Raw genomic sequence first — 24020 nt, forward strand, 5'->3', positions numbered from 1 at the left:
TTTATGTATCTAGTGGATTTTTCGAATTTGACGTTTGAAACAGCATCTCATTCAGTCGGCATTCAAACGTCAAATTCAATCCACTAGTTGCGGCATGAAAGCTTTCAGTCCGTCATCCATCTCGTTCCAGATGCGCTCAAAAACCGGATGCTGTTTTGCCTTGGCGGCATATGCATCAAACTTCGGGAACTCGTCCAGCAAATCCGCTCTGCCCGAGAGTTTCTTCAATGGTTCCATCAGAAAACGCACCGGCAACAGCCAGCAATCTGCAAGGGTCGGTTCGTCTCCGGTGGCATAGGCTTTGTCCGAGAGACGGCTTTCGACCACTTTCAGGCCGGTATGCATCTTTTCGAACAGGCGTTCGATGCTTGCATTGTCGCGCTCGGGCTTGCTCAAAAGGATGAAAAGCTTCATCGCGGGTCCAAGCACGTCCAGTTCCGTCACGCGGGCAAGGAGGCGAATAAGTGCGCGCTCGCGCGGCGTTCCGGGCAGCACGGATATTTCCGGAAAATGATCTTCGAGATATTCGGCGATCACCGTCCCTTCGTACAGCGTTTCTCCGGAACTGGTAATCAGCACGGGAACGCGGCGGAGCGGTGTGATATTGCCGAAATCGGCTGGGAAGGGGTAGGGCATGTTCATCGGCTTGAACGACAGGTCCTTCAGATAAAGAACCCCGCGGACAAAGGCCGAGTAAGGGGAAAGAGGTCTGGAATAAAGCTGCATGAATGAAGTTCCCCTGATTCGTTATCGCTAAAATGTGCGAGGCATTTCCAGCAAAAGTGTGAACGCTCTTGCCAGGATAGCGCATGAAACAAATATGGGGCGATCCCGACGATTCCTCCTGATCAGGACCCTCCCGAAGTCAAGCTGCCACGAAAATAGACGCTTTGCCAGTGCAGTTTTGCAGCTGAGGCGTCAGAGCAGGCGCAATAAAAAAGGCGGCTTCAATCGAGCCGCCTTTTCCGTTTATCTGTGTGCCAGCTTATGCAGCGAGGCCCAGCGCGCCTGCGAAGAGCGCCCGACCGTCATCACCGCCATGCGCGGCTTCGATCAGGTTTTCAGGATGCGGCATCATGCCGAGCACATTGCCGTGTGCGTTGACGATACCGGCAATGTCGTTGACCGATCCGTTCGGATTGGTGCCTTCGGCATAGCGGAACACAACCTGGCCTTCGCCTTCGAGACGCTTCAGCGTTTCGGCATCGGCGAAATAATTGCCGTCATGATGCGCGACCGGGCAGCGGATGATCTGGCCCGGCTTGTAGCCGCGCGTGAACGACGTGTTGGCGTTGGTTACTTCGAGTTTCACTTCGCGGCAGACGAACTTCAGCGAAGCATTGCGCATCAATGCGCCCGGCAGAAGCCCGGCTTCGACGAGGATCTGGAAGCCGTTGCAGACACCCATGACCATGACGCCCTTATCGGCCTTCTCGCGAACGGCCTGCATCACCGGCATACGGGCTGCAATCGCACCGCAGCGCAGATAGTCACCGTAGGAAAAGCCGCCCGGAATCAGGATCAGGTCCACATCGTCGGGAATGCTCGTATCGGTCTGCCAGACGGTCACCGGTGCCTGTCCGGTGATCTTGGTGAGTGCTGCGATCATGTCGCGATCGCGATTGAGACCGGGAAGGAGAATGACTGCGGATTTCATGAGCGTCTCTGTCCTTTGCCTGATCAGCCGATGGCGATGGAATAGTCTTCGATCACCGTGTTGGCGAGCAGCTTTTCGCACATGGCCTTCAGGTCGGCTTCGGCCTTGCTCTTGTCGGAGCCATTCAGTTCGAGGTCGAAAACCTTGCCCTGACGGGCCGAGTTGACGCCGTCAAAACCGAGGCTGCCGAGCGCGCCGACGATTGCCTTGCCCTGCGGGTCGAGAACGCCGTTTTTCAGTGTAACGGTGACGCGTGCCTTGATCACTCTGTAGTTCCTGCAATTTTAGAACGAATGAAACAGCCCGGAAGGCTTAATCTGGCATGATCCCGAAAACCGTGTCGACTTTCCGGGATCGTGCCCTTCCGGGCTGGGCGGATCATTTTACTTCACAAGCGTAGGGCCAGCCGGGCGCGGCGTGTCGTTCTCGTTCATGATGCCGAGACGGCGAGCCACTTCCTGATAGGCCTCAACCAGTCCGCCCATGTCGCGGCGGAAACGGTCCTTGTCGAGCTTGTCATTGGTGGTGATATCCCAAAGACGCGCAGAGTCCGGAGAAATTTCGTCGGCGACGACGATGCGCATCATGTCGCCTTCCCACAAGCGACCGCATTCCATCTTGAAATCGACAAGCTGGATGCCGATGCCGAGGAACAGGCCGGTCAGGAAGTCGTTGACGCGAATGGCGAGCGCCATGATGTCGTCGATTTCCGGCGGGCTTGCCCAGCCGAAAGCCGTGATATGCTCTTCGGTGACCATCGGGTCGTCGAGTGCGTCAGCCTTGTAATAGAACTCGATGATCGAGCGCGGCAGCACGGTGCCTTCTTCAAGGCCAAGGCGCTTTGCCAGAGAACCGGCGGCGACATTGCGCACAACCACTTCAAGCGGAATGATTTCCACTTCCTTGATCAGCTGCTCACGCATGTTGAGGCGGCGGATGAAGTGCGTTGGAATGCCAATGCGGTTAAGCTGGGTGAAAATATGCTCGGAAATGCGGTTGTTCAGCACGCCTTTTCCGTCGATGACTTCATGCTTCTTTGCATTGAAAGCGGTTGCATCATCTTTGAAAAATTGGACGAGCGTACCGGGTTCAGGGCCTTCATAAAGAATCTTGGCCTTGCCCTCGTAAATACGGCGGCGACGGTTCATGGCTTTTCTCGGATTTCCATATTTATGGTGATCGGCTCTAAGCCGCTATTCTCGCGGGCTACCTATAGCAATTGTGGGCTTTTAACAATCCTGCTTTGTGCCCGTTCCCCCGTTTTCGCTGTTTCTGATGCAAGTTTATGCATGAGTCGCAAGAAAGTAGTCTTTAGCTCTTGTATAATCTTGCTCCCCTTGCCAGCTTTAGGCAAGAGAACGGATGACGATCTCTTCTAACTTGTAAGTCTGGGAGCTTTATGAATGACCACTGGCATGGATGATCGCCGCGACGCTTTTGAAAAGAAATTCGCGCTTGATGCGGAACTGCGCTTCAAGGCGGAGGCACGCCGCAACAAGCTTCTGGGACTCTGGGCCGCAGACCAGCTTGGCAAGAAGGATGCGGATGCCGAAGCCTATGCCAAGGAAGTCGTTGCCGCCGACTTTGAAGAATCTGGTGATGAGGATGTTTTCCGCAAGGTGCGCGCCGACTTCGATGCCGCAAGTGTAAGCGTTGCAGACGAAGTTATTCGTGAGAAGATGTTTGCTTTCCTTGAAGAGGCAATCCGCCAGGTAAAGCAGGATTGATGGATGGTTCGGGGCGGAAGGGTAGATAGCGCTTCCGCCCTGATCCTTTTGAAATGAAGGAAATTCGAATGTCGTTGTCTTCGCGCCTCCGCGCCGGGGAAACAGTGCTTTCTGCATGGTCCTCCCTTCCCGAACCCCTGACGGTCGAAATTCTCGCCCATAGCGCCTTCGATGCCGTAACGCTGGACATGCAGCATGGCGGCCACGACGAGGCGAGTGTTCTTCGCTCTCTCGGCCTTATCCTGAACGCTGGCAAGCCGCCGGTCGTGCGCGTTCCTGTCGGACGCTTCGACATGGCAAGCCGTGCGCTGGATTTTGGTGCGCAGGCGGTCATCGCTCCGATGATCAATTCCGTCGAGGATGCCCGCAGGTTTGCAGCCGCCATGAAATATCCCCCGGTGGGCGAACGCTCATGGGGCGTGTTCCGGGCCAATGCGGATTACGGCGCACCGGGTTCCAACGATTATCTGACTACCGCAAATCACGATACGCTTGCCTTCGCGATGATAGAAACGCGCGATGCCTACGATGCGCTGGATGCCATTCTGGATGTTCGCGGCATCGACGGCGTTTTCGTCGGCCCTGCGGATTTCTCCATTGCGTGGAGCAACGGGCGTGAGGCAAATCCGAATTCGGATGCGATTGTGGAACCTATCGGCAATATTGCCCGCAAGGCCGCTGCGGCAGGAAAGATTGCCGGTATTTATTCACCGTCACCGGAGTTTGCGCGTCGCTACATTCCGCTTGGTTTCCGCTTCCTGACACTCAGCAATGATGGCGGTTATATCCGGCTCGCAGCAGAAACGCTGACCAAAGCGGTTCGCGACTAATTCCATTGCAAGATATTCAACAAGAAAAGGCGGGCTAATGACCCGCCTTTTTCATGCTGTATGAATAAACATCAGTGATGCTTGGGCGCCTGTAGTTGCGTCATGAACTCGGCGAACACCATCGAGCCTTCCGGCCACGGTCCATGACCGGATTCCGAGTTGATATGCCCGGATTCGCCAGCGTCGATCAGCATTGCACCCCAGTCCTTCACGACATCTTCGGCAGCTTCAAAGCTGGAGAAGGGATCGTTACGGCTAACCACGGTGATCGTGGGGAATGGCAGACGTTCACGCGGGTAGGGGCCGAACGTCATCAGATGCTTGGGGCGGATCTTGTCGTTGGAAACATCCGGAGGCGCCACGAAAAAGGCTCCAGCCACCTTGTGCTGAAAATGCGGCAAGGCATGAACTGCAGTTGCAACGCCGAGCGAATGCGCGACGAGAACAATCGGCCTGGTCGCCGCATTGGCGGCCTTTACCACTTCACCAATCCAGTCTTCGCGAACAGGTTTGGTCCACTCGGCCTGCTCGACGCGCCGCGCCGTCGAGAGTTTGCTCTCCCAACGGGTCTGCCAGTGGTCGGGGCCGGAATTGGTATAGCCGGGGATGATGAGGATATCTGCGTCTTTGACTTTCATGGCTTCCCATTTAGAGAGGCTTTGTAACTTCTTCAAGCCGTGCTTGTTGTATGCTTGGTATAGAAGGCATGCGAATGATGAACAGCCTGTTCGCTGATCGTGATCTTGTGAAACATGTCCCAAATGGTGATGTTTAGGCAAGATTTGAAACACGACGGAGAGACTGGCATGACAATCAGCAGACGTAATATCCTCGGCGCTGCCGGGACTGCTGTCATGGCCAACATTCTTCCTGTTCGCGCAGAAATGCCGTCGAAGGAGGGCGACATGACACAGCATTTGAGAGCAACCGCAGTCGAAACCGAACGTACGGTTGCTCCGCTTCCATTCGCAATGACCACGCCAATGCGTGTGGCTCGCGTTGGCCTGAAGGCGCGCGATGCCGAAACATTGGCTGAATATTATCGCGATGTCGTCGGCTTGCGTGAGATGACGCGTCGCGGCGCGTCGATTGTACTCGGCGCCGGCGACCGCGAACTGATGGAAATTGAACAGTTTTCGGCGGCCAGGCCGGACGACCCGCGCAGCGCCGGTCTGTATCACACCGCATTCCTGCTGCCGACACGTGGCGACCTTGCGCGCTGGTCGCGCCGCGCCATCGACAAGCAATTGCCGGTCAGCGGTGCATCGGATCACAAGGTAAGCGAAGCCATCTATCTGACCGATCCCGAGGGCAACGGTATCGAAATCTATTCAGATCGTCCGAATAATGAGTGGCAGTGGAATGGCGACCGTGTTGCCATGAGCACCGATCCGCTCGATGTCAGCAATCTGCTCGATGTCATCAAGCGCGAGGGCGGAGAATGGGACGGCGCACCGCAAAACACCGTGGTTGGTCACGTTCATCTGCGCGTCGGCAATGCCCATGAAGCCGAAACCTTCTGGCACAATGAACTCGGCCTCGAAACCGTTCAAACCTATGGTGACCGGGCTGTGTTCATGTCCACCGGGCGCTACCATCACCATATCGCTGCCAATGCCTGGCAGAGTGCCGGTGCGGGCAAGCGTGACGAAGATCGGACCGGCCTCGGCTGGGTTGAGCTGGAAGACACGCGTGGCGGTAACAACAGCACCTTCGTGGATCCATGGGGCAACGTGGTCAATACGATCAAGACCAAGGCGTAACCAGCCCATCTCCTGAATGTAAAAAAGCCCCATGTTTTCATAAACATGGGACTTGTTCCTGTTTTCGTGCTTCCTCCCTCATCCTGAGGTGCGGAGCGAAGCGAAGCCTCGAAGGACGAGGGCAGGCGGAGTGTTTCCCTCAGCCCTTCGAGACGCCGTTTTCAACGACTCCTCAGGGTGAGGGAGGGGTGGGCAGCGCCACTTCAACCGAAGACGCGCTTGAAAATCGTATCTACATGCTTGGTGTGGTAGCCGAGATCGAACTTTTCGCGGATCTGTTCTTCGGAAAGGGCCGCGCGTACTTCCGCGTCGGAGAGCAGTTCTTCGAGGAAGTCGGCACCCTGTTCCCAGACCTTCATGGCGTTGCGCTGCACGAGACGATAGGCGTCTTCGCGTGATACGCCAGCCTGTGTCAGCGCCAGCAGCACGCGCTGCGAATGCACCAGACCGCGGAACTTGTTCATGTTTTTCAGCATGTTGTCGGGGTAGATGACCAGCTTTTCGATCACGCCAGCCAGACGGTTGAGCGCGAAGTCGAGCGTGATGGTGGTGTCCGGGCCAATCGCACGTTCGACGCTCGAATGCGAAATATCGCGTTCGTGCCAGAGAGCCACGTTTTCCATTGCAGGCGTTACCGACATGCGAACCAGACGGGCAAGGCCGGTCAGGTTTTCGGTCAGAACCGGGTTGCGCTTGTGCGGCATGGCCGACGAACCCTTCTGGCCCGGCGAGAAGAATTCTTCTGCTTCCAAAACTTCCGTGCGCTGCATATGGCGGATTTCGATGGCGATGTTTTCCATCGAAGAGGCGATGACGCCGAGCGTTGCAAAGAACATTGCATGGCGGTCACGCGGGATCACCTGCGTCGAAACCGGCTCTGCTTCGAGGCCGAGCTTGGCGCAGACATATTCTTCCACACGCGGGTCGATATTGGCGAACGTGCCAACAGCGCCGGAAATGGCACCGGTTGCGATTTCTTCGCGCGCCGCAACGAGGCGGGCACGGCCACGCGCCATTTCGGCATAGAAACGCGCAAAGGTAAGGCCCATGGTCGTCGGTTCGGCATGGATGCCATGGCTGCGGCCGATGCGGACCGTATCCTTGTGTTCAAAAGCACGCTTCTTCAGGGCTTCCAGAACGCGGTCCATGTCGGCAAGCAGCAGATCGGCAGCGCGTACGAGCTGGACGTTGAGCGTGGTGTCGAGCACGTCCGACGAGGTCATGCCCTGATGCACGAAGCGGCTGTCCGGACCGATGAATTCGGCCAGATGGGTCAGAAATGCAATGACGTCATGCTTCGTGACGGCCTCGATCTCGTCGATACGGGCGACGTCGAACTTCGCCACGCTACCCTTTTCCCAGATGGTCTTCGCCGCTTCCTTCGGGATGACGCCGAGTTGCGCCAGCGCCTCGCAGGCATAGGCTTCGATCTCGAACCAGATGCGGAACTTCGTTTCGGGCGACCAGATGGCGACCATTTCAGGCCGGGAATAGCGCGGGATCATGGGTGCATCCTGTAGAAAGTGGGAGTTTAACGATTGCGGGCAGCTTCAGCCGCAGCACGAATGGCGTCGATATTGGCGCGGTAGCTCTCGACGGAGTTGCCCTTGTAGACCGCAGAACCGGCCACGAGAATGTTGGCGCCTGCTGCAACGACCGAGCCTGCGGTTTCCGGTGTAATACCGCCGTCAACTTCGATATCTATAGGGCGGTCGCCAACCATTTCGCGGACGCGCTTGATCTTGTCGAGCATCGGCGTGATGAACTTCTGGCCGCCAAAACCGGGATTGACGGTCATGACGAGGACGAGATCGACATCATCGATGACGTTCGTCAGCGCTTCGGCGGGCGTTGCCGGGTTAAGCGCCAGACCGGCTTTCTTGCCCAGAGCGCGGATCGACTGCAGCGAACGGTGCGTGTGCGGACCGGCTTCGGCGTGAATTGTGATGAGATCGCAACCGGCATCGGCAAAGGGTGCCAGATAGGGATCGCAAGGCGCAATCATCAGATGCGCATCGAAGAATGCCTTGGTGCGCGGGCGGATCGCCTTCACCACCTGCGGGCCGAAAGTAATGTTCGGCACAAAATGGCCATCCATGACGTCGATATGCACCCAGTCGGCACCGGCTTCCAGCACGGCATCGACTTCTTCGCCAAGACGGGCGAAATCGGCGGAAAGAATGGACGGGGCGATGGCGATGGGGCGCATATGTGATCTCCGTAACTTTGGCCAGCCCCTAGCACATGAGGGGCAAGAATCCTATCCCCAGCGCTTGTGGAACCACATCCACTGGCCGGGATATTCGCGCACCCATGTTTCGACGGTATCGTTCAACAGCTGTGCGGTTGCGGCAACATCGATCTCGCCCTTGTCGTCGCGCGGCAATTCCATGCGCTCATAGAGTTCGAGACGATAGCGCCCGCCGGGAAGGCGGATACAGCGTGCCGGATAGACGTCGCAATCATATTGCCGCGCAAGCTTGGCCAACAGTGGATTGGTCTTCACCGGGCGATTGAAGAAGGTGGAAGGCACACCGCGGCGGAATTTCTGGTCCACCAGCATACCGACATTGCCGCCTTCATCGAGGATATGCGCAAGCGACCACGCGGCCCCAGCTTTCGACGGCACCAGATGGCCCATATTGGTGCGACGGGCCTTCAGAACCTTGTTGGCGATATAGGGATTGTTTGGCGGGCGGAAGAGCGCCGTAACGTTCAGGCCGAAGGTGGCGGCGCAGATCGGCAGAAGCTCGAAATTACCGGTATGAGCGGTGAAGAAGATATGCGGCTTCTTCTCGTCGCGGAGGCGTTCGAAAATCGGAATGCCTTCCACTTCGACCAGGCCCGGCGTTGTGGCATTGGGGTCGAAGTCGAAAACGGCGTCGAGGAAGATATATTCCGCGAAAAGGCGCGCCATCGAATCCCACATTTCGCGGGCGATTTCCTCGATTTCCGCGTCGCTTTTCTCAGGATAAGCCTGACGCAGATTATCGGTGGCAACCTTGTGGCGCGGCGTCAGCGGCCCGACCAGACGGGCCACCTTGGCTGAAAAGCTGATTGCAGCCTTCGCCGGAAAAAGGCGCAGCAAGCCAAGCAGCAGAAAGACGGCCTGCGCCCAGAGCCAGTAGTTGAACTGCTTCAGCTTGCGGGTCCAGCGGAAGAGCAGAAGTTTCAGCTTGAACATCATGGACGTGGGCGACTCAGTCGATCTCGAGAATGATCTTGCCGAAGACGTCGCGGCCTTCCATGCGCTTCAGCGCCGTGTCGATATCGTTGAAGCCGACCACGGTGTCGATGACCGGATGCACAATGCCGCGCGCCATTTTCTGCATGGCGTCGGCCATGTTTTCCATACGGCAACCGAAGGAACCCAGAATCTTGAGCTGCTGCTGGAAAAGCTGCATCAGGTTCATATTGGTGGAAACGCCCGAGGTCGATCCGCAGGTGACGAGACGCGCGCCGCGCTTCATGCAAAGCATCGAACCGGCCCAGGTGTCTGCGCCGACATGTTCAAAGACGACATCGACGCCCTTCTTTTTGGTGAGCTTGCGCACCACACCCTCGAAGCGGTCTTCGCGATAGTTGATGACGTGATCGGCGCCGAGTGCCTTGGCCTTCTCGATCTTGTCGTCAGAACCGACAGTGGTGATGACGGTGCAGCCCATCTTCTTGGCAAGCTGGATCGCGGCTGAACCAATGCCGGAACCGCCGGCCTGAACGAGAACGGTTTCGCCGGGCTCAAGCTTGGCATTGTCGAACAGCATGTGCTCGACCGTACCGAAGGTTACAGGGGCGACGGCGGCGCCGATGGCATCCACACCGGGAGGTGCCGGAACGAGAAGACGGGCAGGCAGGTTCACTGCCTCGCAGGCAAAGCCGTCGAGATGGAAACCATGCACGCCGCCGACATGTTCGCACAGATTGTCACGACCTTCGCGGCAGGCACGGCAAAGACCACAGGTGCGCGCACCATAGATCGAGACGAGCTGACCGGGCAGGAGATTGGAAACGCCGGGGCCGACAGCATCCACAACGCCTGAAGCTTCCGCACCGATAACCAGCGGCATCTTGCGCTTGGCAAACGCCATGCCGCGCCAGCCCCACACGTCGATGTGGTTGAGCGCAACGGCCTTGATCTTCACGGTTACCTCGCCAATGCCGGGGGCAGGCGGCGGTGCGATATCGGTGATTTCAAGGCGGCGATCGTCGAGAAGCTGCAAGGCGCGCATGAAGTAATCCTTTTCAAGACATAATCCCGGAAACGGCGAACCGTCCGGGATCATGGGAAAATTCGTATTTGTCGGACCGATTAATTCGGATTTGCCGCCAAAACAAGGCTCGTATTCTGTCCGCCGAAACCGAACGAGTTGGAAAGCACGGCAGAAACTTCTGCCTGACGCTTCATATTCGGCACGACATCAAGCGGAATAGCCGGGTCCGGATTGTCATAATTGATGGTCGGGGGCAGGGTGCCCGTCTGGATCGTCAGCAGCGAGAAGACTGCCTCGATAGCACCTGCAGCGGTCAGCGTGTGGCCGATCATCGACTTGTTGGAGGAAACCGGGATGGAGGCAAGCTTGTCGCCGAATACGGTCGAAAGCGCCAGATATTCCATCTTGTCGTTTTCCGGCGTCGAGGTGCCGTGGGCGTTGATGTAAGAAATCTGCTCTTCGGTCAGACCGGCATCGGCCAATGCGGCGCGCACCGTGCCAATGGCAGGTGAAGCGTCCGGCTTGGAACGGGTGCGGTGGAAATCATCGGCCTTTTCGCCGCAACCGGCCAGAATGCCCAGAACCTTGGCGCCGCGTGCAACAGCGCTTTCGAGTGATTCCATCACCAGCGCGCCGGAACCTTCCGACATGGCAAAGCCATCACGATCCTTGGAGAAGGGCTTGGAAGCCTTTTCCGGCTTGTCGTTCTGGGTGGAAAGGGCCGAAAGCAGCGAAAAGCGGATCAGGGCTTCGGCAGAGACGGAGCCGTCAGTACCGATGGAAAGAACCCGATCACTTTCGCCACGACGGATGGCCTCGACACCGAGCTGGATCGCTGTCGCACCCGAGGCACATGCGGTCGAAAGCGTGATCGGCAGGCCGCGCGTGCCAAAAGCTTCCGACAGGCGTTCAGCGATATAGCCGAACTGGGTCGTATTGAAGAGGTCATTCTGACGGGCGCGGCGGCATGCTTCCAGCAGGAGCTGATAGCTTGCCGGACCTTCATTCTTCACGGTCGCATCAAGTGCGAACCGGCTTTTCCAGTCCAGTTCGACCGGAGGAGCCGCCAGAAAAAGCGGACCGCCGAAATCGGTAGACGAAAGACCGGACTGGGCAAGGGCTTCCTCACCTGCGAGCCGGGCCAGCGCTTCGGAGAGCGCCGATGCGCCCACATCGCTTTCGGCCAGGAAATCGACAGTTCCGGAGAAGCGTGTATTGAGGTTGTCGGTTGGAAAGCGGGTGATGGCATGGATACCCGATTTTCCGCCGGTCAATGCAGCCCAATTGTCTTCCTTGCCCTGACCGAGCGAGGAAACCACACCTGCGCCGGTGATGGCGACAATGGGACGGCCGAGATGGTCTGTATATTTCGTCATCTTATACTCTCACCAGCTTTGCTGCGCCTTCGGCACGAGTCGCTCCGACTGCGGTGACAATTGCTTCGCTGATTGGGCCACTGGCATCCTTTTCGGATGCATCCAGCGGTGCAAAAGCCTCGCCTTTCCAGACGGATATGGCCGCAAGTGCCAGCGCCAGCGGGAACTGCGCTTCGCGCAGATGACCGGTCAGGCCGGATATGCCGCGATAAGTGGCTGACAGAGCGTCCAATGCGGTTTTCTCCGCGCCGGTCGCTTCATGGGCACCGGAAGCGGCGGAAACAACATAGGAGGGGTCCTTGCCGTCATTGGCTGCGAGGATGAGTTCACGGATGGTGTTCGTAAGATCGGCATTGTCGCGCCGGATCTGTGCACTTTCGATGCCGGCAACTTCCGCATAGGCGCGTGCGCCGCGCTTGGCTGCGTGGTCAGCGCTTTCCAGAACAAGGAACACGCCGCCGGAACCGGAAATCATGCCGCCGCCAGCCGAACCGTCACGCTGCCAGAGCGGCGCCCAACCATCATGCTTGAGCAGTCCGCCAAGCTCGTGACCGAGAATCATGTCGAAATGTTCGGCATTGTAGGAACCGCCAACCAGCGCATGGGTGCTCTGACCCGTGCGAATGCGCGCCGCTGCGGTTTCGATAGCCGAAAGGCCGGAACCTTCTTCGCCCATGAAGGTACGCGAAGAACCGGTCACCTTGTGGACGATCGAAATATTGCCTGCGAGCAGGTTGGAAAGCTGCGCCAGAAACAGGGTCGGGCGCAGTTCGGTCGAGAGTTTCTCGTTCAGCATGACGCCGCGATCGTTGCGGGTGCGGCCTTCATCCAGAATCTGCATATCGACGGTGATGTCGCGTTCGCCGCCACCGGCACCCACGACCATATCCATGGTCGCGCAAAGCGCTTCGTCATCCTTCATGCCAGCATCCTGCAGAGCAAGCCCTGCGGCATAGGTGCCAAGGCGCTGCCAGGTTTCCATCTGGCGCTGATCGCCACGCTTTGGAATCTGCAGGCTCCAGTCCACTTCACCCAATGGATGAACAGTGTAAGGCGCAAAGGCTTCCTTTTCGAGGCGCGGCTCAGTGCCAGCCTTCGAGAAAGCGTTCCAATGCACATCGACCCCTTCGCCGAGCGAGGAGATGATGCCGATACCTGTGATGACGACTTTATTGTTCTGCATGGGTCCCGTTTGTCCGTCGATGCTGAGACTGCTCTGACACGCGAAAAATTCGCGCTACCAGAAACGGAATCAGGGCGAACATTTCTGTTCACCCCTCAATACCGCCATATTATGTGCCGGATCAGCCTTTTTTGGCTGCAACCAGCTCATCGATTTTTGCGCAGAGGTTCTTGAGAACGAAATATTCTTCGGTCGGAACCTTGCCTTCGTTCACTTCCTGGGTCCACTGCTCAAGCGGAATCTTGATGCCGAAAGCCTTGTCGATGGCGAAGACGATGTCGAGGAAGTCGAGGCTGTCGATGCCCAGATCGTCGATGGTGTGGCTATCTGGCGTGATGGTGTCACGGTCGATTTCACTGGTTTCGGCGATGATGTCGGCGACTTTGTCAAAAGTAGAGGACAAGTTTCGATTCCTTTATTCATGGCGGTGCCACAGTTGGCACGCATCTGACTGTTTGCGCGTGTCTAGCGTTTTTCCGGTGACAGGGAAAGTCATATTACTTTCATAGTCACCGAGCTTTCAAAACCGCATATAAGGCGCGCAACATACGAAGCGCAACATAAAGACAAACTCTAATTTTGGAAATATTCTCAAAACTGAGTTATTACAACTGGGCTAGGGTTCGTTTCTGACGCGCCGCACAAAATACCAAAGACCAACCGCAGCACAGGCGATCATCACAATTGCCAGTGCGTATTGCACCGGGCCATTCCCCGATGCAATTGCCACGAGGCCTGATGCCACGCTCCCCATTGTCCCCAAAGCTTCCGGGTGCTTCAAAACAGATGTGACGGCCATATCGCCCTGACGGGCCTTGGGTGAGATATCATTCGTCGGTCCTGCGGCATGGATGATGGGCGCGTTGGCAGCGAGCGCCAGCGCGCGCGAACGCACCCGTTCGACACGGGCGAGCCAGCCTTTGCCGAAGGTTGAGGCTGTAGACAATCCTTCCAGCCAGGATGCGCGTGCATCGCACAAAGCATTGATGACCTCGTCGGTAGATCGCATATTGGCGGCCGCAACCGTCTGGGCTCCAATTATTCCATCTTCGGGCAAGCCCAGAATACCTTGCAGCATCCTTGCCGCGCGTGCGGGACCTGAATTGACCGAAAAGTCGAACAGGGCGTAGTCGAGACCCGAAGGCAGGTTGTCTCCGTCGATCTTGTTCCAGAATTGCGCCTGATAGATTTGCGTGGCAGTTGCTGGCGTCATTTCCTTTACATCTTCGGGCGATACCTGATGTCCGTCCCATGCGGACAGGGTTGCGATGGTGATACCCATATTGGTTGCGCCGCCGGGATCAGCGGGATTGTCTGCATATCCGCCTTCTTCACTAAAAATATAAGGCATGACTTTCTGGAAATTCGATTTCATTGAAAAAGCCTCTAATTTAGTATTTATCGATAAAAAACAGTAATTTATAGCTCAGGATATCATTGGTTCTTCAGAAGAAAATAGTGTGAAAACTACTTGTTCATGCATTCAATCAAGATTGGTTCAAAATCAATATTTGATCACGATGTGTCTTGCGTACTGCACGATGATGCGGCTTCATGAGCATCTCATCGCTGCATCATTGACAGGCGGGCAAAAGTGAATTCGGAAATCTTTGGATATGCACCGGACGGGCAGGCGGTTCACCGGCTCACGATCTCCAATGGCCCGCTGACGGCCAGGATCATCAATTGGGGCGCAGCCATTCAGGATCTGCGCATGGAGGGGCATGCGGCTCCGCTGGTGATCGGCTATCGCGACTTTGCCGATTATCCGGCCCATTCACCGCATCTGGGTGCGATTGCGGGTCGTTCGGCCAATCGTATCCGCAATGCCCGGTTTGATCTGGACGGAACGACTTACGAGGTAGAGCCGAATTTTCAGGGCCGCCACAACCTGCACGGCGGCAGCAAGGGGCTCGGCAATCGCGTCTGGAAGATAACCGGAAACGGTCCGGATTTCGTGACGCTTGCGACGGTGGCAACCGATGGCGAGATGGGGTTTCCCGGCAACCTGAATGTCAGCTGCACCTATATGCTCACCGGGGATGGGACGCTCATCGTGCGGCTGGAAGCGGTGACCGACAAGCCGACCGTCTGCAACCTGCTGCATCACAGCTACTTCAATCTCGATGATGGCGGCGAGGGCGATATCCTCGATCATCAGCTCAAGATCGGAGCCGACGCCTATATGCCGGTCGATGATGCTCTCATTCCGGACGGACGCGTTCTGCCGGTCAAAGGAACGCCTTTCGATTTCCGGGAGTTCCGTCCGATTCGCTTTGAGGAGAATGGCAGTCAGGTCCAGTACGACAGCAATTTCTGCCTGACCGCAGCGCGGGGACCATTGCGCCCATGCGCGTCGGTCAAGGGCGCTCGTTCCGGTATTCGTCTCGATATCTCAACGACAGAACCGGGCGTTCAGTTCTATGCAGGCAACACCATGGCCAATGATTGCATCGGCCTGATGGGCAAGCCTTACGGAAAACACGCAGGCTTCTGTCTTGAGCCGCAGATATGGCCGGGATCGCTGGAATATCCGTATTTCCCGCAGGCAATATTGCGTCCGGGCGAGATTTACGCCCAGACCAGCCATTTCAGCTTTTCACGCGAAAAGTAATCAATCAGCAAAAGCGGCGCGTGCGGTTTCCATCGGAGCGAGCGCGCCGCGTATCTCGACGACACGCGCTGCAACCAGATGCGCCTTGCGGGCTGCATCCACCGGCGCGAGCCCGTTTAATCGCGCAGCAAGATAAGCACCGTTGAAGCTGTCGCCAGCGCCGGTGGTGTCCACGGCTTGCGCCATAACGGATGGTACCGACACTCTTTCATCGCCGGAGACGACCAGAGCCGGTTCGGTGCCGTCCTTGACGACGATCTCTTTCACGCCGAGTGCGGCAAGGCGATCTGCACAGGCGGCGGCATCCTTGTCGCCAAAGAGCGCTTGTTCATCGGGGAATGTGGGTAGGGCAATATCCGCAATGCGCATCGCTTCGCTGATAATCTCCTGCGCAACTTTCCGGTCTGGCCAGAGCTGGTGGCGGAAATTCGGATCGAACGCGATTCTTGAGCCGGCGGCACGGCACTCCCGCAAGACATCGAAAAATGTGTCGCGATGCTCGGGCAGGATGATGGCGATTGAAATGCCCGAAAAATAGATGATGTCACGGCCGGTCAGGCTTTTTTCCAGGGCTTCGCGGTCGCTGGCGAGACGCCTTGCGGCGGCGTCGCTCCGCCAGTAGGTGAAGGAACGCTCGGCGCCGTTGAGCGTGATTGCGTAAAGACCGGGATGAAGCCCGTCAATAATGGGGCTATGGGCGATTCCGATTCCATTTGATGTCAGGAATACGCGCTGCTTCTGGGAGAAGCTGTCTTCGCCGAAAGCGGTCACATATTCGACAGGGTAGGATTTCTCCATCAGTGCCCGCATGTACCAGGCGGTGTTCAGCGTATCACCCGCAAAACCCATGCGCCATTGATCGCCTTCATTGCCTGAAAGCTCGATCATGCATTCGCCGATAGACGCAAATCCGCCCATGTCAGTCTCCTCACTTCCAATGGGGCTAACGCCTATACTAATTTGCCGCTATGTAAAATTGGTTTGTCGGTAGTCATCCAGCCTTTATCGACTTGCCACATTCATTGTGTAAGCATCCCCCGACTGCATCGCCCTCAAAATCGGGATAGCTTTTCAAAAGCACGATGCATTACCTGATATTTTGGAGTTCCGCTGACGTCGTGTAGCGAACCTCGCCTAAGGATTTGACATGCGTTATGCGATTTATTTCACGCCGCCATCCAATGATGCGCTTTTGAAGGTTGCCGCAAACTGGCTCGGGCGCAATGCGTTCAGCGGTGAGCCGGTCAAGATGCCGGCGATTCGCTCGCTCGCGACCGCTGAAATCGCCCAGCTGACCGAAGAGCCGCGCCGTTATGGTTTTCATGCGACCATGAAAGCGCCGTTCCGTCTGGATGAAGAACATACTGAAAATGACCTGCTTTCCGCATTGATGCATTTCGCATCGTCGACGTCACCGGTCGTCATTCCCCGTTTGAAGCTGCATGCAATTGGCCCGTTCTTCGCTCTCGTGCCGGAAGAGCCGGTTGCTGAGCTGAACCAGCTCGCCAATGATGTTGTCGTTGCCTTCGACCGGTTTCGCGCACCGCTCACTGAGGCGGAAATTGCAAAGCGGCGACCGGAGCGTCTCAGCGAGACACAGCGGCACAACATCGAACGCTGGGGCTATCCTTATGTGTTCGAGGAGTTCCGCTTTCACATGACCCTGACCGGCCCGGTTGAGGAGAAAGACCGCGCCCGCGTGGAGCGGACGCTGGACGAATTCTTTACGCCGCTGCTGGACGACGCCGTAGAGGTTGCGAATCTCGCGCTGTTCGTGGAACCTGAGAAAGGGGCTCCTTTCGAGATTCATTCGCTGCATCCTCTGACCGGTGGCAAGGTTGCGTCTGCTCGGGCCTCACGAGCGGTTGGGAGGCCGTAAGCAATGGGAAATGAAACGGTTCTGCGCAACGCCCGTATCGTGCTCTCCGACGATGTCGTTCTCGGTTCGCTGAAGCTCGTCGACGGCAAGATCGCCGATATCTCTACCGGCACCTCCAGTGTCGGCGAAGATATGGAAGGCGACTTCCTGACGCCGGGACTGGTGGAACTGCACACAGATCATCTCGAAGGACACTATGCTCCGCGCCCAAAGGTGCGCTGGAACCCTATTGCCGCCGTACAGGCGCATGATGCCCAGATTGCCGCCTCAGGGATTACCACCGTTTTCGACGCATTGCGCATTGGCTTTGATGACGACGCCGAAACGGGTATCGACGATATGCGCAAGCTATCGTCGGCAATTGCCGAAGGCCGCGATGCGGGCCGTTTGCGCGCCGACCATTTCCTGCATTTGCGTTGCGAGGTTTCCGCACCCGACTGCCTTCCTGCCTTCGAACAGTTTGGCAATCAGGCGCTGGTCAGGCTGGTATCGCTGATGGATCACGCGCCGGGGCAGCGTCAGTTTACGGATATCGAAACCTACAAAACCTATTTCATCCGCAAGCTGAAATTCTCGGAAGAAGAGTTCCGGCTTTATTGCGAGCGGCGCATTGGGCAGTCCCAGCAATATTCCGCGCCGACACGCAAGGCGATTGCCGAATTGTGCCACCAGCGCGGGGTTATTCTGGCGAGCCACGATGACGCGACGACAGAGCATGTCGCGGAAGCACAGGCACAGGGGATACGCGTCGCGGAATTTCCCACGACACACACAGCTGCGAAAGCGTCAAAAGATTCCGGAATGTCGGTGCTTATGGGAGCGCCGAATGTCGTACGCGGCGGTTCGCATTCGGGAAATGTGTCTGCGCGCGAGCTGGTCGAAGCCGGGCATCTCGATATCATATCGTCGGATTATATCCCGGCCAGCATGATGCAGTCGGCTTTTTTTCTAGCTGATGTCGTCGAGAATATCTCGCTTCCGCAAGCCATTCGTCTGGTTTCCGCCAACCCCGCCAAAGCGGTAGGGCTGGATGATCGCGGCGAGATTGTTGCCAGCAAACGAGCTGATCTGGTTCGTGTGCAGATTGCCGATCACGTTCCGATCATCCGCACCGTCTGGCGAGAGGGACGGCGGGTTATTTAGAGCATCGATCTGATTGGATCAGACCGACGCTCTAAATATTTCTATTTCAAGCATAATCTTATCGATCCTCGTTTCACTCCGGTCGGATTATGCTCTAACCCACCGAGATGGGCGTGGTCGGTTCCAGCGCCAGTCTGCCATCATCCAGAATATCGAGCTGCAGAGAGCGATAGCTTTCAATGCTCAGATGGGATGTCTTTGGGGAGTGCGGATGTGTTGCGGTGACCACGACAACGCTCGCACCGGCAGTTTCTCCGGCAACGATACCGGCTGGCGCATCCTCGAACACAAGGCAATTGTGCGGATCGAAACCAAGTCGTTTCGCGCCAAGCTGGAAACATTCAGGGCTCGGCTTGCCACGCTCTACATCTTCGGCGGAAACGATGGTCTTTGGCATCGGCAGTCCTGCTGCGGCGACGCGGCGGGTAGCAAGTTCAAGTGGCGCCGAGGTAACGATTGCCCAACGGTCTTGCGGCAATGAACTGAGAAAGTCATACGCGCCGTCGATAGGTGCGATACCGTCCAGATCCGCCATTTCGGCCTGAAACAATATCTCCGCCTCGCGGATCGGGTCCACGCCCGGCAGAGCGAGGCGACGGACGGTTTCGACGGCCCGAACACCGTGGATCGTCGGCAGGAATGTGACCGGATCGATGCCATGACGTATCGCCCATTCGCTCCACACACGTTCGGTCGCTTCAATGGAACTCAATATCGTGCCGTCCATGTCGAAAAGAAACGCATCGAATGATTTGCCGAAAGGGGAAAAGGAGGTCACGCTGAATGTCCTTTAACTACGCGGATGAGAATCGGGAGAATGCTTCTGTGATTGATCATAATGTTTATTGGGTGAGAAGACAGTCTTTGGAGCAGCCAGAGTCCCCACATCGGGTATGAAAATTCGCTTCGGCTCACTATATTGAGGAGCGACTGCAATATTGGTGAAACTTGATCATTTCGATCAATTGTGGCTTTTGGCACCCTTCCGAATTCAAATAAATGCCGAAAGCGCCGATTGCGACTGAATCGCATTCTCAGGATTGTTGTATAAATGACTGAAATAAAATCAAAAAAACGCAACTATCCGGACGTGCGCTTTGCTGTTGCGCCCATGATTGACTGGTCGGACAGACATTGCCGCTACTTTCACAGGCTCTTTTCCAGGCACGCATTGCTCTACACTGAAATGGTCGTGGCGGATGCCATCATTCACGGCCCGCGTGACCGATTGTTGGGTTTCGATGCCGCCGAACATCCTGTGGCACTGCAGCTGGGCGGTTCCGATCCGGTGAAGCTGAAAGAGGCTGCGAAGATCAGCGCTGATTACGGCTATGATGAAATCAATCTCAATGTCGGTTGCCCGTCGGATCGTGTGCAGTCCGGTACATTCGGAGCCTGCCTCATGCAGACCCCGGATGTGGTGGCGCGTTGCGTTTCGGCCATGAAAGAGGCTGTTTCCGTGCCCGTTACGGTCAAATGCCGTATTGGCGTTGACGATCAGGATGTGGAAGTTGCGCTCGACACTTTGACCGATCTGACGCTTGACGCTGGCGCTGATGCGCTTTGGGTCCATGCCCGCAAGGCCTGGCTGAAGGGATTGTCGCCGAAGGAAAACCGCGAGATTCCACCACTCGACTATGATCGCGTCTATCGCCTCAAGGCGCGGCTTGGTGATGTTTTCGTCGGCATCAACGGGGGGATCAATACACTGGACGAAGCAGAGCAGCACTTGCAGACGGTCGATGCGGTGATGCTCGGTCGCGCCGCTTACCATAACCCCGAGATTTTGGCGGAGGTGGATGCGCGCCTTTATGGCGGCGATCAGGCAGATACCTCGATCGCTGATATCATCGATGACATGTGCGCTTACACTGATCGCCATATCGCGGCAGGCGGCAGGCTTTCGCATGTGAGCCGCCATATGGTTGGGCTTTTTACCGGGCAGCCGGGTGCACGGCGCTGGCGGCAAATCCTTTCGACAGACGCCACCAAGCCGGGCGCAAACAGCGACGTGCTGCGTCAGGCCTATGCCGTCGTGACTGAAGCGGCAGCAGAAGCTGCTTAGAATACGTTTCGATCTGATTGGATCAGATCGGCGCTCTCAGTATTTGTTTTGACGCGCATCTTATCCGAAAACCGTTTCACACTTTTCGGGATGCAGTCTAATCAATCAGAATAAGCTGGTCGCCGCGGACAGTGAACCCGCCGAGGGTTTGAAGGAAGTTCATGCCGAGTAGGCTGCCGGTCATCAGGCCTTCCTTCGTCACCATGGCGCGCACATTCTGGCGCTCGATATCGCCAATCTGCAATGTGGCAATGTTGATGACTGCTGCACTTGCCGTGCCGTTGGCCGTCATGATCGGAACCGAATAGTTGAGCGAGGCCGTGTCTATGCGCGCGCGCTCTGCATCTTGTTGGGACAGGACGACCGAAGATGCGCCAGTATCGACCAGAAAGTGAACGCGTTCGCCGTTTACGCGCCCGTTGACCTCGAAATGACCGTTTGCAGCCTTTGCAAGCGTGACAGTCAGGGCACCATCGGCATTGCGGCCTGAAATAGGACTGCCGGGGATTAGCCCGGCCGTGACCCGGCTCGCGACATCCTGCAGCTCATAACGATACTGGTAGCCAGCGACGAGACCGAGGATAATTACGGCCCACATGGCCATATTGCGCGCGAAGTCGGTCAGCTTGATGCCGGAGCCGAGCAAGCCAGCGGCAAGCACGACGCCCCAAATGCCCAGATAGGCTGCGCGGGCAAACACGTCATTGTCCATGCCAAGCGTTGAGCCGCTGTCATTGTTGGACATCAGCAGCAGGACAACAATCGCGACTGCCGCAATAATGAGCCAGAAAAAGCGCCCCATCAGCCAATTCTCTTTTCTACAATAATCTCATGCCTGTCGGCGAGAAGCGCCCAGACGGCCATTCGCTCTTCTGCACTCATGCTGGACCAGCGTGCGATTTCATCCAGCGTCCGGGCACAGCCGAGACAGAAGCCGGTTTCCGTATCTATCGTGCAAACCAATATGCACGGGGATTCGATGGTTGTCGTGTCCATGAATGCAATGTGGTTGCATCAAAGGGCCATGACAAGCCCGGCGAGGACGGCAACCGAACCGATCTGCTGCGCCGCGCCTAGCGTGTCACCCGTCTGCCCGCCGATTTTTGCGATGCAAAGTCTGGCAAAGCCGAAAAGCAGACCCGTCGCCAGCACAAGCGCATTGATGAGCGAGAGAAATCCGCCCGCTGGAATGAGCGTGAAGACAAGAAAGGCCAACCCAATCCCGAAACCGCAAACTACGGTCTCCCATTGTGGCTGGCCAACACTGTCAGACAGTCCACCGGGACGCGCGGAAGGAAGGGCGTGCCAGAATGCCAGCATGCCTGATCGGCTTGCCGCCTCGCAGCCGACCAGCGCAAGTGCTGCGTATCCCGCGCCTGCGCGGTCGATGATTGTCATCAGTAGAGCCGCTTTCAAACCGACGAAGACAATCAGCGTCAGCGCCGCGAAAGTCCCGATGCGGGAATCTTTCATGATATCCAGCCGACGATCAGGCGAAGAAGCACCGAAGAAACCGTCAGCAGTATCGCCCAGACCGTCTTCATGGAGCGCGCCGGTCATCGCCGCCAGAGCGCCAATTGCGAGCATCGCGCAGGCAAGGGGTGGCAGGTTCACTTTATAGGCCATGAAAAGCACCGCGCCTGCCAGCAGGCCCAGAACCGCTCCCGCGAGCGGAAAGGCACGGGCATTGCGCGGCAACGAATCATCGCCATCCTCGAACCATCTCTGCGGAAGCGGCAGGCGGCTTAGAAAGCCCAGACTCCGGATCGTGTCGCCAATGAGACTATTTCGCTGCAAGTGACTGTTCCACTTTGTTTCCCGAAATGGATTTCCGCGATAATTCGCCTCAATGTTGCTTCAACTCAAAGAGGTGATTTGAAAATTCGCGTCAGTGCTTATAGGACGAGCCCAACGAATTTACACCTCCCATCATTGATTGGACTGAACTTATGAGCGCCAGCGGCCTACCTTTTGACGATTTCCGAGAATTGATCCGAAATCTGCCGGGGCCTGATCTCGGAGCGGAAAGGGCCGTTCGCGAGCGTGAGGCTACACTAACCAAGCCTGCCGGTTCGCTCGGACGCATGGAAGACATCGTGGCATGGCTTGCCGCATGGACTGGCAAGCGCACACCGCAGATCAATCGCCCGCTGGTCGCGGTGTTTGCTGGCAATCACGGGGTTACGGCCAAGAACATCACGCCATTTCCGCCAAGTGTCACGGCACAGATGGTCGAGAATTTCGCCGCCGGTGGCGCAGCCATCAACCAGATCTGCATTGCCAACGATCTTGGGCTAAAGGTTTTCGATCTGGCGCTGGAGCATCCAACCGGTGACATTACCGAAGAACCGGCCATGGATGAGCGCACCTGCGCCGCGACCATGGCTTTCGGCATGGAAGCGATTGCCGGTGGAACCGATCTCCTATGCATCGGTGAAATGGGTATCGGTAATACCACGATTGCCGCAGCGATCGCGCTGGCGCTCTTCGGTGGTACGGCGGAAGACTGGGTAGGGCCGGGCACGGGCTCAACGGGTGAACTGCTGCAGCGCAAGCTCGCCGCCGTTCGTCAGGCCGTAGCCCTCCATCAGGCACACCTGCAGGACCCGCTGGAAGTGCTGAGCCGTCTCGGCGGTCGTGAAATCGCAGCCATGGCCGGTGCAATTCTGGCGGCGCGCATGGAGAAAATTCCGGTCATCGTCGACGGTTTTGTGGCAAGCGCTGCCGCAGCTGTTCTCTATGCCGCCAATCCGGAAGCCATCGACCATTGCCTGTTCGGCCATGTTTCTGCCGAGCCGGGCCACCGCAAGCTTCTGGAGAAGATGGGCAAGCAGCCGCTTCTTGATATGGGAATGCGCCTTGGTGAAGGAACCGGTGCGGCGCTCGCAGCCAGTATCGTCAAGGCGGCAGCGCTGTGCCACAGCGGCATGGCCACGTTCGAACAGGCTGGAATATCCGGTTCGAAATAACGGTCACCGCATCGTCAAAAAAGCCCGCCATTTGGCGGGCTTTTATTTTAAATCAATAGCTTAAAAACATCAGTTGTTGTCTTTGTCGAGCACCATGTAGTCGAGCGGCAATTCGGTGGTGTACTTGATCTGCTCCATGGCGAAGGACGAAGACACGTCGCGAATTTCGATCTTGCTGATGAGGCGCTTGTAGAAAGCGTCATAAGCGCCGATGTCCGGCACGGCTACACGAAGCAGATAATCCACATCACCGCTCATGCGGTAGAATTCGATGACTTCAGGGAATTCCTGAACCACTTCAGAAAAGCGCTTCAGCCATTCATGGCTGTGGGAGCTTGTGCGCACCGATACGAACACCGTCACCCGCGCATTGACGCGGATCGGATCGAGAATGGCGACACGGCGCTTGATGACGCCATCTTCTTCAAGTTTCTGGATGCGGCGCCAGCATGGCGTCGTGGAAAGGCCAACTTTCTTGGCAACGTCTGCCACCGCAAGTGTCGCGTCTTCCTGCAATAAGCGCAGTATCTTCCTGTCGAGCCTGTCCATGCGTTTCCGTTCCCGGTTTTAGAAATCGTTTCCCGAACTGTGCGAATAGGTGAA

General features: G+C 56.9%; 27 protein-coding genes. 8 read left to right on the forward strand and 19 right to left on the reverse strand.

Translation table 11 applies throughout. The annotated features are described in order from the left end of the window. Nucleotides 1-75: 75 nt before the first annotated feature. The 4 genes from OHI65_RS14460 to purC all read right to left on the reverse strand — a co-directional run bounded on the left by OHI65_RS14460 (nt 76) and on the right by purC (nt 2805). Complete coding sequence (locus tag OHI65_RS14460) at nt 76-726, reverse strand: glutathione S-transferase family protein (RefSeq protein WP_012092239.1); 651 nt, start codon at nt 724-726, stop codon at nt 76-78. Nucleotides 727-985: 259 nt separating this feature from the next. Continuing rightward, a complete protein-coding gene (purQ, locus tag OHI65_RS14465; protein ID WP_029925003.1) occupies nt 986-1657 on the reverse strand; it encodes a phosphoribosylformylglycinamidine synthase subunit PurQ in 672 nt (223 codons plus the stop codon). A gap of 23 nt (nt 1658-1680) precedes the next feature. Beyond that, a complete protein-coding gene (gene purS / locus OHI65_RS14470) occupies nt 1681-1923 on the reverse strand; it encodes a phosphoribosylformylglycinamidine synthase subunit PurS (RefSeq protein ID WP_010661208.1) in 243 nt (80 codons plus the stop codon). A gap of 117 nt (nt 1924-2040) precedes the next feature. Continuing rightward, a complete protein-coding gene (gene purC / locus OHI65_RS14475; protein WP_010661209.1) occupies nt 2041-2805 on the reverse strand; it encodes a phosphoribosylaminoimidazolesuccinocarboxamide synthase in 765 nt (254 codons plus the stop codon). A gap of 255 nt (nt 2806-3060) precedes the next feature. Between purC and OHI65_RS14480 the strand changes: the two genes are divergently transcribed. Both OHI65_RS14480 and OHI65_RS14485 read left to right on the forward strand, forming a co-directional pair. Continuing rightward, nucleotides 3061-3384, forward strand: a complete 324-nt coding sequence (locus OHI65_RS14480) for a DUF1476 domain-containing protein (RefSeq protein WP_012092237.1) — start codon at nt 3061-3063, stop codon at nt 3382-3384. A 62-nt stretch (nt 3385-3446) separates the two neighbouring features. Continuing rightward, a complete protein-coding gene (locus tag OHI65_RS14485) occupies nt 3447-4214 on the forward strand; it encodes an HpcH/HpaI aldolase family protein (protein WP_029376246.1) in 768 nt (255 codons plus the stop codon). Nucleotides 4215-4285: 71 nt separating this feature from the next. Here OHI65_RS14485 and OHI65_RS14490 read toward each other — a convergent pair whose 3' ends face one another. Further along, the gene (locus OHI65_RS14490) at nt 4286-4852 is read right to left on the reverse strand and encodes an alpha/beta hydrolase (protein ID WP_010661212.1); all 567 of its coding nucleotides are present in this window, start codon (nt 4850-4852) and stop codon (nt 4286-4288) included. 168 nt (nt 4853-5020) lie between these two features. On the opposite strand from OHI65_RS14490, the gene OHI65_RS14495 reads away from it, so the two are divergent. Continuing rightward, a complete protein-coding gene (locus tag OHI65_RS14495) occupies nt 5021-5977 on the forward strand; it encodes a VOC family protein (RefSeq protein ID WP_012092236.1) in 957 nt (318 codons plus the stop codon). 203 nt (nt 5978-6180) lie between these two features. On the opposite strand, the gene purB is transcribed toward OHI65_RS14495, so the two are convergent. From purB to OHI65_RS14535, 8 genes are all read right to left on the reverse strand, one after another. Continuing rightward, the gene (gene purB / locus OHI65_RS14500; protein ID WP_122241982.1) at nt 6181-7482 is read right to left on the reverse strand and encodes an adenylosuccinate lyase; all 1302 of its coding nucleotides are present in this window, start codon (nt 7480-7482) and stop codon (nt 6181-6183) included. A gap of 26 nt (nt 7483-7508) precedes the next feature. After that, a complete protein-coding gene (gene rpe, locus OHI65_RS14505; RefSeq protein WP_226622189.1) occupies nt 7509-8186 on the reverse strand; it encodes a ribulose-phosphate 3-epimerase in 678 nt (225 codons plus the stop codon). A gap of 51 nt (nt 8187-8237) precedes the next feature. Continuing rightward, complete coding sequence (locus OHI65_RS14510) at nt 8238-9164, reverse strand: lipid A biosynthesis lauroyl acyltransferase (protein ID WP_012092233.1); 927 nt, start codon at nt 9162-9164, stop codon at nt 8238-8240. 13 nt (nt 9165-9177) lie between these two features. After that, nucleotides 9178-10206, reverse strand: a complete 1029-nt coding sequence (locus OHI65_RS14515) for a zinc-binding dehydrogenase (protein WP_010661217.1) — start codon at nt 10204-10206, stop codon at nt 9178-9180. 80 nt (nt 10207-10286) lie between these two features. Continuing rightward, nucleotides 10287-11564: a beta-ketoacyl-ACP synthase gene (locus tag OHI65_RS14520; RefSeq protein WP_264359081.1), complete on the reverse strand. Its 1278-nt coding sequence runs from the start codon at nt 11562-11564 to the stop codon at nt 10287-10289. A gap of 1 nt (nt 11565) precedes the next feature. After that, entirely contained in the window at nt 11566-12747 is a 1182-nt protein-coding gene (locus OHI65_RS14525; RefSeq protein ID WP_012092231.1) for a beta-ketoacyl-ACP synthase, read from the reverse strand. Between the two features lie 121 nt (nt 12748-12868). Next, nucleotides 12869-13150 carry an acyl carrier protein gene (locus tag OHI65_RS14530; protein WP_006466638.1) on the reverse strand — a complete coding sequence of 94 codons (282 nt, stop codon included), beginning with the start codon at nt 13148-13150 and terminating at the stop codon, nt 12869-12871. A gap of 213 nt (nt 13151-13363) precedes the next feature. Further along, nucleotides 13364-14122, reverse strand: a complete 759-nt coding sequence (locus tag OHI65_RS14535) for a glycoside hydrolase family 108 protein (protein ID WP_264359082.1) — start codon at nt 14120-14122, stop codon at nt 13364-13366. Between the two features lie 219 nt (nt 14123-14341). Between OHI65_RS14535 and OHI65_RS14540 the strand changes: the two genes are divergently transcribed. Beyond that, a complete protein-coding gene (locus OHI65_RS14540) occupies nt 14342-15361 on the forward strand; it encodes an aldose epimerase family protein (protein WP_264359083.1) in 1020 nt (339 codons plus the stop codon). Here OHI65_RS14540 and OHI65_RS14545 read toward each other — a convergent pair whose 3' ends face one another. Next, nucleotides 15362-16279: a sugar kinase gene (locus tag OHI65_RS14545; protein WP_264359084.1), complete on the reverse strand. Its 918-nt coding sequence runs from the start codon at nt 16277-16279 to the stop codon at nt 15362-15364. A gap of 229 nt (nt 16280-16508) precedes the next feature. On the opposite strand from OHI65_RS14545, the gene OHI65_RS14550 reads away from it, so the two are divergent. Both OHI65_RS14550 and OHI65_RS14555 read left to right on the forward strand, forming a co-directional pair. Next, the gene (locus tag OHI65_RS14550; RefSeq protein WP_264359085.1) at nt 16509-17240 is read left to right on the forward strand and encodes a DUF1045 domain-containing protein; all 732 of its coding nucleotides are present in this window, start codon (nt 16509-16511) and stop codon (nt 17238-17240) included. A gap of 3 nt (nt 17241-17243) precedes the next feature. Further along, nucleotides 17244-18383 carry an alpha-D-ribose 1-methylphosphonate 5-triphosphate diphosphatase gene (locus tag OHI65_RS14555; RefSeq protein ID WP_264359086.1) on the forward strand — a complete coding sequence of 380 codons (1140 nt, stop codon included), beginning with the start codon at nt 17244-17246 and terminating at the stop codon, nt 18381-18383. 94 nt (nt 18384-18477) lie between these two features. Here the strand turns inward: OHI65_RS14555 and OHI65_RS14560 are convergent, their stop codons facing one another. After that, entirely contained in the window at nt 18478-19161 is a 684-nt protein-coding gene (locus OHI65_RS14560; protein ID WP_125334285.1) for an HAD family hydrolase, read from the reverse strand. Nucleotides 19162-19434: 273 nt separating this feature from the next. Between OHI65_RS14560 and dusA the strand changes: the two genes are divergently transcribed. Further along, nucleotides 19435-20448: a tRNA dihydrouridine(20/20a) synthase DusA gene (gene dusA / locus OHI65_RS14565; protein ID WP_264359087.1), complete on the forward strand. Its 1014-nt coding sequence runs from the start codon at nt 19435-19437 to the stop codon at nt 20446-20448. A gap of 97 nt (nt 20449-20545) precedes the next feature. Here dusA and OHI65_RS14570 read toward each other — a convergent pair whose 3' ends face one another. Genes OHI65_RS14570 through OHI65_RS14580 form a run of 3 tightly spaced genes read right to left on the reverse strand, consistent with a single transcriptional unit; the run spans nt 20546 to nt 22245 of the window. After that, nucleotides 20546-21250 (reverse strand): TIGR02281 family clan AA aspartic protease, encoded by a 705-nt coding sequence (locus tag OHI65_RS14570; protein WP_264359088.1) that lies wholly within the window; start codon nt 21248-21250, stop codon nt 20546-20548. Next, complete coding sequence (locus tag OHI65_RS14575) at nt 21250-21444, reverse strand: DUF1289 domain-containing protein (protein WP_012092224.1); 195 nt, start codon at nt 21442-21444, stop codon at nt 21250-21252. The genes OHI65_RS14570 and OHI65_RS14575 overlap by 1 nt, the downstream gene beginning before the upstream one ends. Nucleotides 21445-21462: 18 nt before the next feature. After that, nucleotides 21463-22245: an adenosylcobinamide-GDP ribazoletransferase gene (locus OHI65_RS14580; RefSeq protein WP_012092223.1), complete on the reverse strand. Its 783-nt coding sequence runs from the start codon at nt 22243-22245 to the stop codon at nt 21463-21465. 152 nt (nt 22246-22397) lie between these two features. Here OHI65_RS14580 and cobT point away from each other — a divergent pair, with 152 nt between their 5' ends. Then, nucleotides 22398-23417 carry a nicotinate-nucleotide--dimethylbenzimidazole phosphoribosyltransferase gene (gene cobT / locus OHI65_RS14585; RefSeq protein WP_012092222.1) on the forward strand — a complete coding sequence of 340 codons (1020 nt, stop codon included), beginning with the start codon at nt 22398-22400 and terminating at the stop codon, nt 23415-23417. Nucleotides 23418-23486: 69 nt separating this feature from the next. Here cobT and OHI65_RS14590 read toward each other — a convergent pair whose 3' ends face one another. Further along, nucleotides 23487-23966, reverse strand: coding sequence for an Lrp/AsnC family transcriptional regulator (locus OHI65_RS14590; RefSeq protein ID WP_010661230.1), 480 nt, complete (start codon nt 23964-23966; stop codon nt 23487-23489). Nucleotides 23967-24020 lie beyond the last annotated feature (54 nt).

This window comes from Brucella sp. MAB-22 (assembly GCF_025908475.1).
Classification (GTDB): Bacteria; Pseudomonadota; Alphaproteobacteria; order Rhizobiales; family Rhizobiaceae; genus Brucella; species Brucella anthropi.

Bases quoted from the DNA above. Each gene is read 5' to 3' on its own strand.
- OHI65_RS14460 (WP_012092239.1), bottom strand. From the start codon at position 726: ATGCAGCTTTATTCCAGACCTCTTTCCCCTTACTCGGCCTTTGTCCGC.
- purQ (WP_029925003.1), bottom strand. From the start codon at position 1,657: ATGAAATCCGCAGTCATTCTCCTTCCCGGTCTCAATCGCGATCGCGAC.
- purC (WP_010661209.1), bottom strand. From the start codon at position 2,805: ATGAACCGTCGCCGCCGTATTTACGAGGGCAAGGCCAAGATTCTTTAT.
- OHI65_RS14480 (WP_012092237.1), top strand. From the start codon at position 3,061: ATGACCACTGGCATGGATGATCGCCGCGACGCTTTTGAAAAGAAATTC.
- OHI65_RS14490 (WP_010661212.1), bottom strand. From the start codon at position 4,852: ATGAAAGTCAAAGACGCAGATATCCTCATCATCCCCGGCTATACCAAT.
- OHI65_RS14495 (WP_012092236.1), top strand. From the start codon at position 5,021: ATGACAATCAGCAGACGTAATATCCTCGGCGCTGCCGGGACTGCTGTC.
- purB (WP_122241982.1), bottom strand. From the start codon at position 7,482: ATGATCCCGCGCTATTCCCGGCCTGAAATGGTCGCCATCTGGTCGCCC.
- rpe (WP_226622189.1), bottom strand. From the start codon at position 8,186: ATGCGCCCCATCGCCATCGCCCCGTCCATTCTTTCCGCCGATTTCGCC.
- OHI65_RS14510 (WP_012092233.1), bottom strand. From the start codon at position 9,164: ATGATGTTCAAGCTGAAACTTCTGCTCTTCCGCTGGACCCGCAAGCTG.
- OHI65_RS14515 (WP_010661217.1), bottom strand. From the start codon at position 10,206: ATGCGCGCCTTGCAGCTTCTCGACGATCGCCGCCTTGAAATCACCGAT.
- OHI65_RS14520 (WP_264359081.1), bottom strand. From the start codon at position 11,564: ATGACGAAATATACAGACCATCTCGGCCGTCCCATTGTCGCCATCACC.
- OHI65_RS14525 (WP_012092231.1), bottom strand. From the start codon at position 12,747: ATGCAGAACAATAAAGTCGTCATCACAGGTATCGGCATCATCTCCTCG.
- OHI65_RS14535 (WP_264359082.1), bottom strand. From the start codon at position 14,122: ATGAAATCGAATTTCCAGAAAGTCATGCCTTATATTTTTAGTGAAGAA.
- OHI65_RS14545 (WP_264359084.1), bottom strand. From the start codon at position 16,279: ATGGGCGGATTTGCGTCTATCGGCGAATGCATGATCGAGCTTTCAGGC.
- OHI65_RS14550 (WP_264359085.1), top strand. From the start codon at position 16,509: ATGCGTTATGCGATTTATTTCACGCCGCCATCCAATGATGCGCTTTTG.
- OHI65_RS14555 (WP_264359086.1), top strand. From the start codon at position 17,244: ATGGGAAATGAAACGGTTCTGCGCAACGCCCGTATCGTGCTCTCCGAC.
- dusA (WP_264359087.1), top strand. From the start codon at position 19,435: ATGACTGAAATAAAATCAAAAAAACGCAACTATCCGGACGTGCGCTTT.
- OHI65_RS14570 (WP_264359088.1), bottom strand. From the start codon at position 21,250: ATGGGGCGCTTTTTCTGGCTCATTATTGCGGCAGTCGCGATTGTTGTC.
- OHI65_RS14575 (WP_012092224.1), bottom strand. From the start codon at position 21,444: ATGGACACGACAACCATCGAATCCCCGTGCATATTGGTTTGCACGATA.
- cobT (WP_012092222.1), top strand. From the start codon at position 22,398: ATGAGCGCCAGCGGCCTACCTTTTGACGATTTCCGAGAATTGATCCGA.
- OHI65_RS14590 (WP_010661230.1), bottom strand. From the start codon at position 23,966: ATGGACAGGCTCGACAGGAAGATACTGCGCTTATTGCAGGAAGACGCG.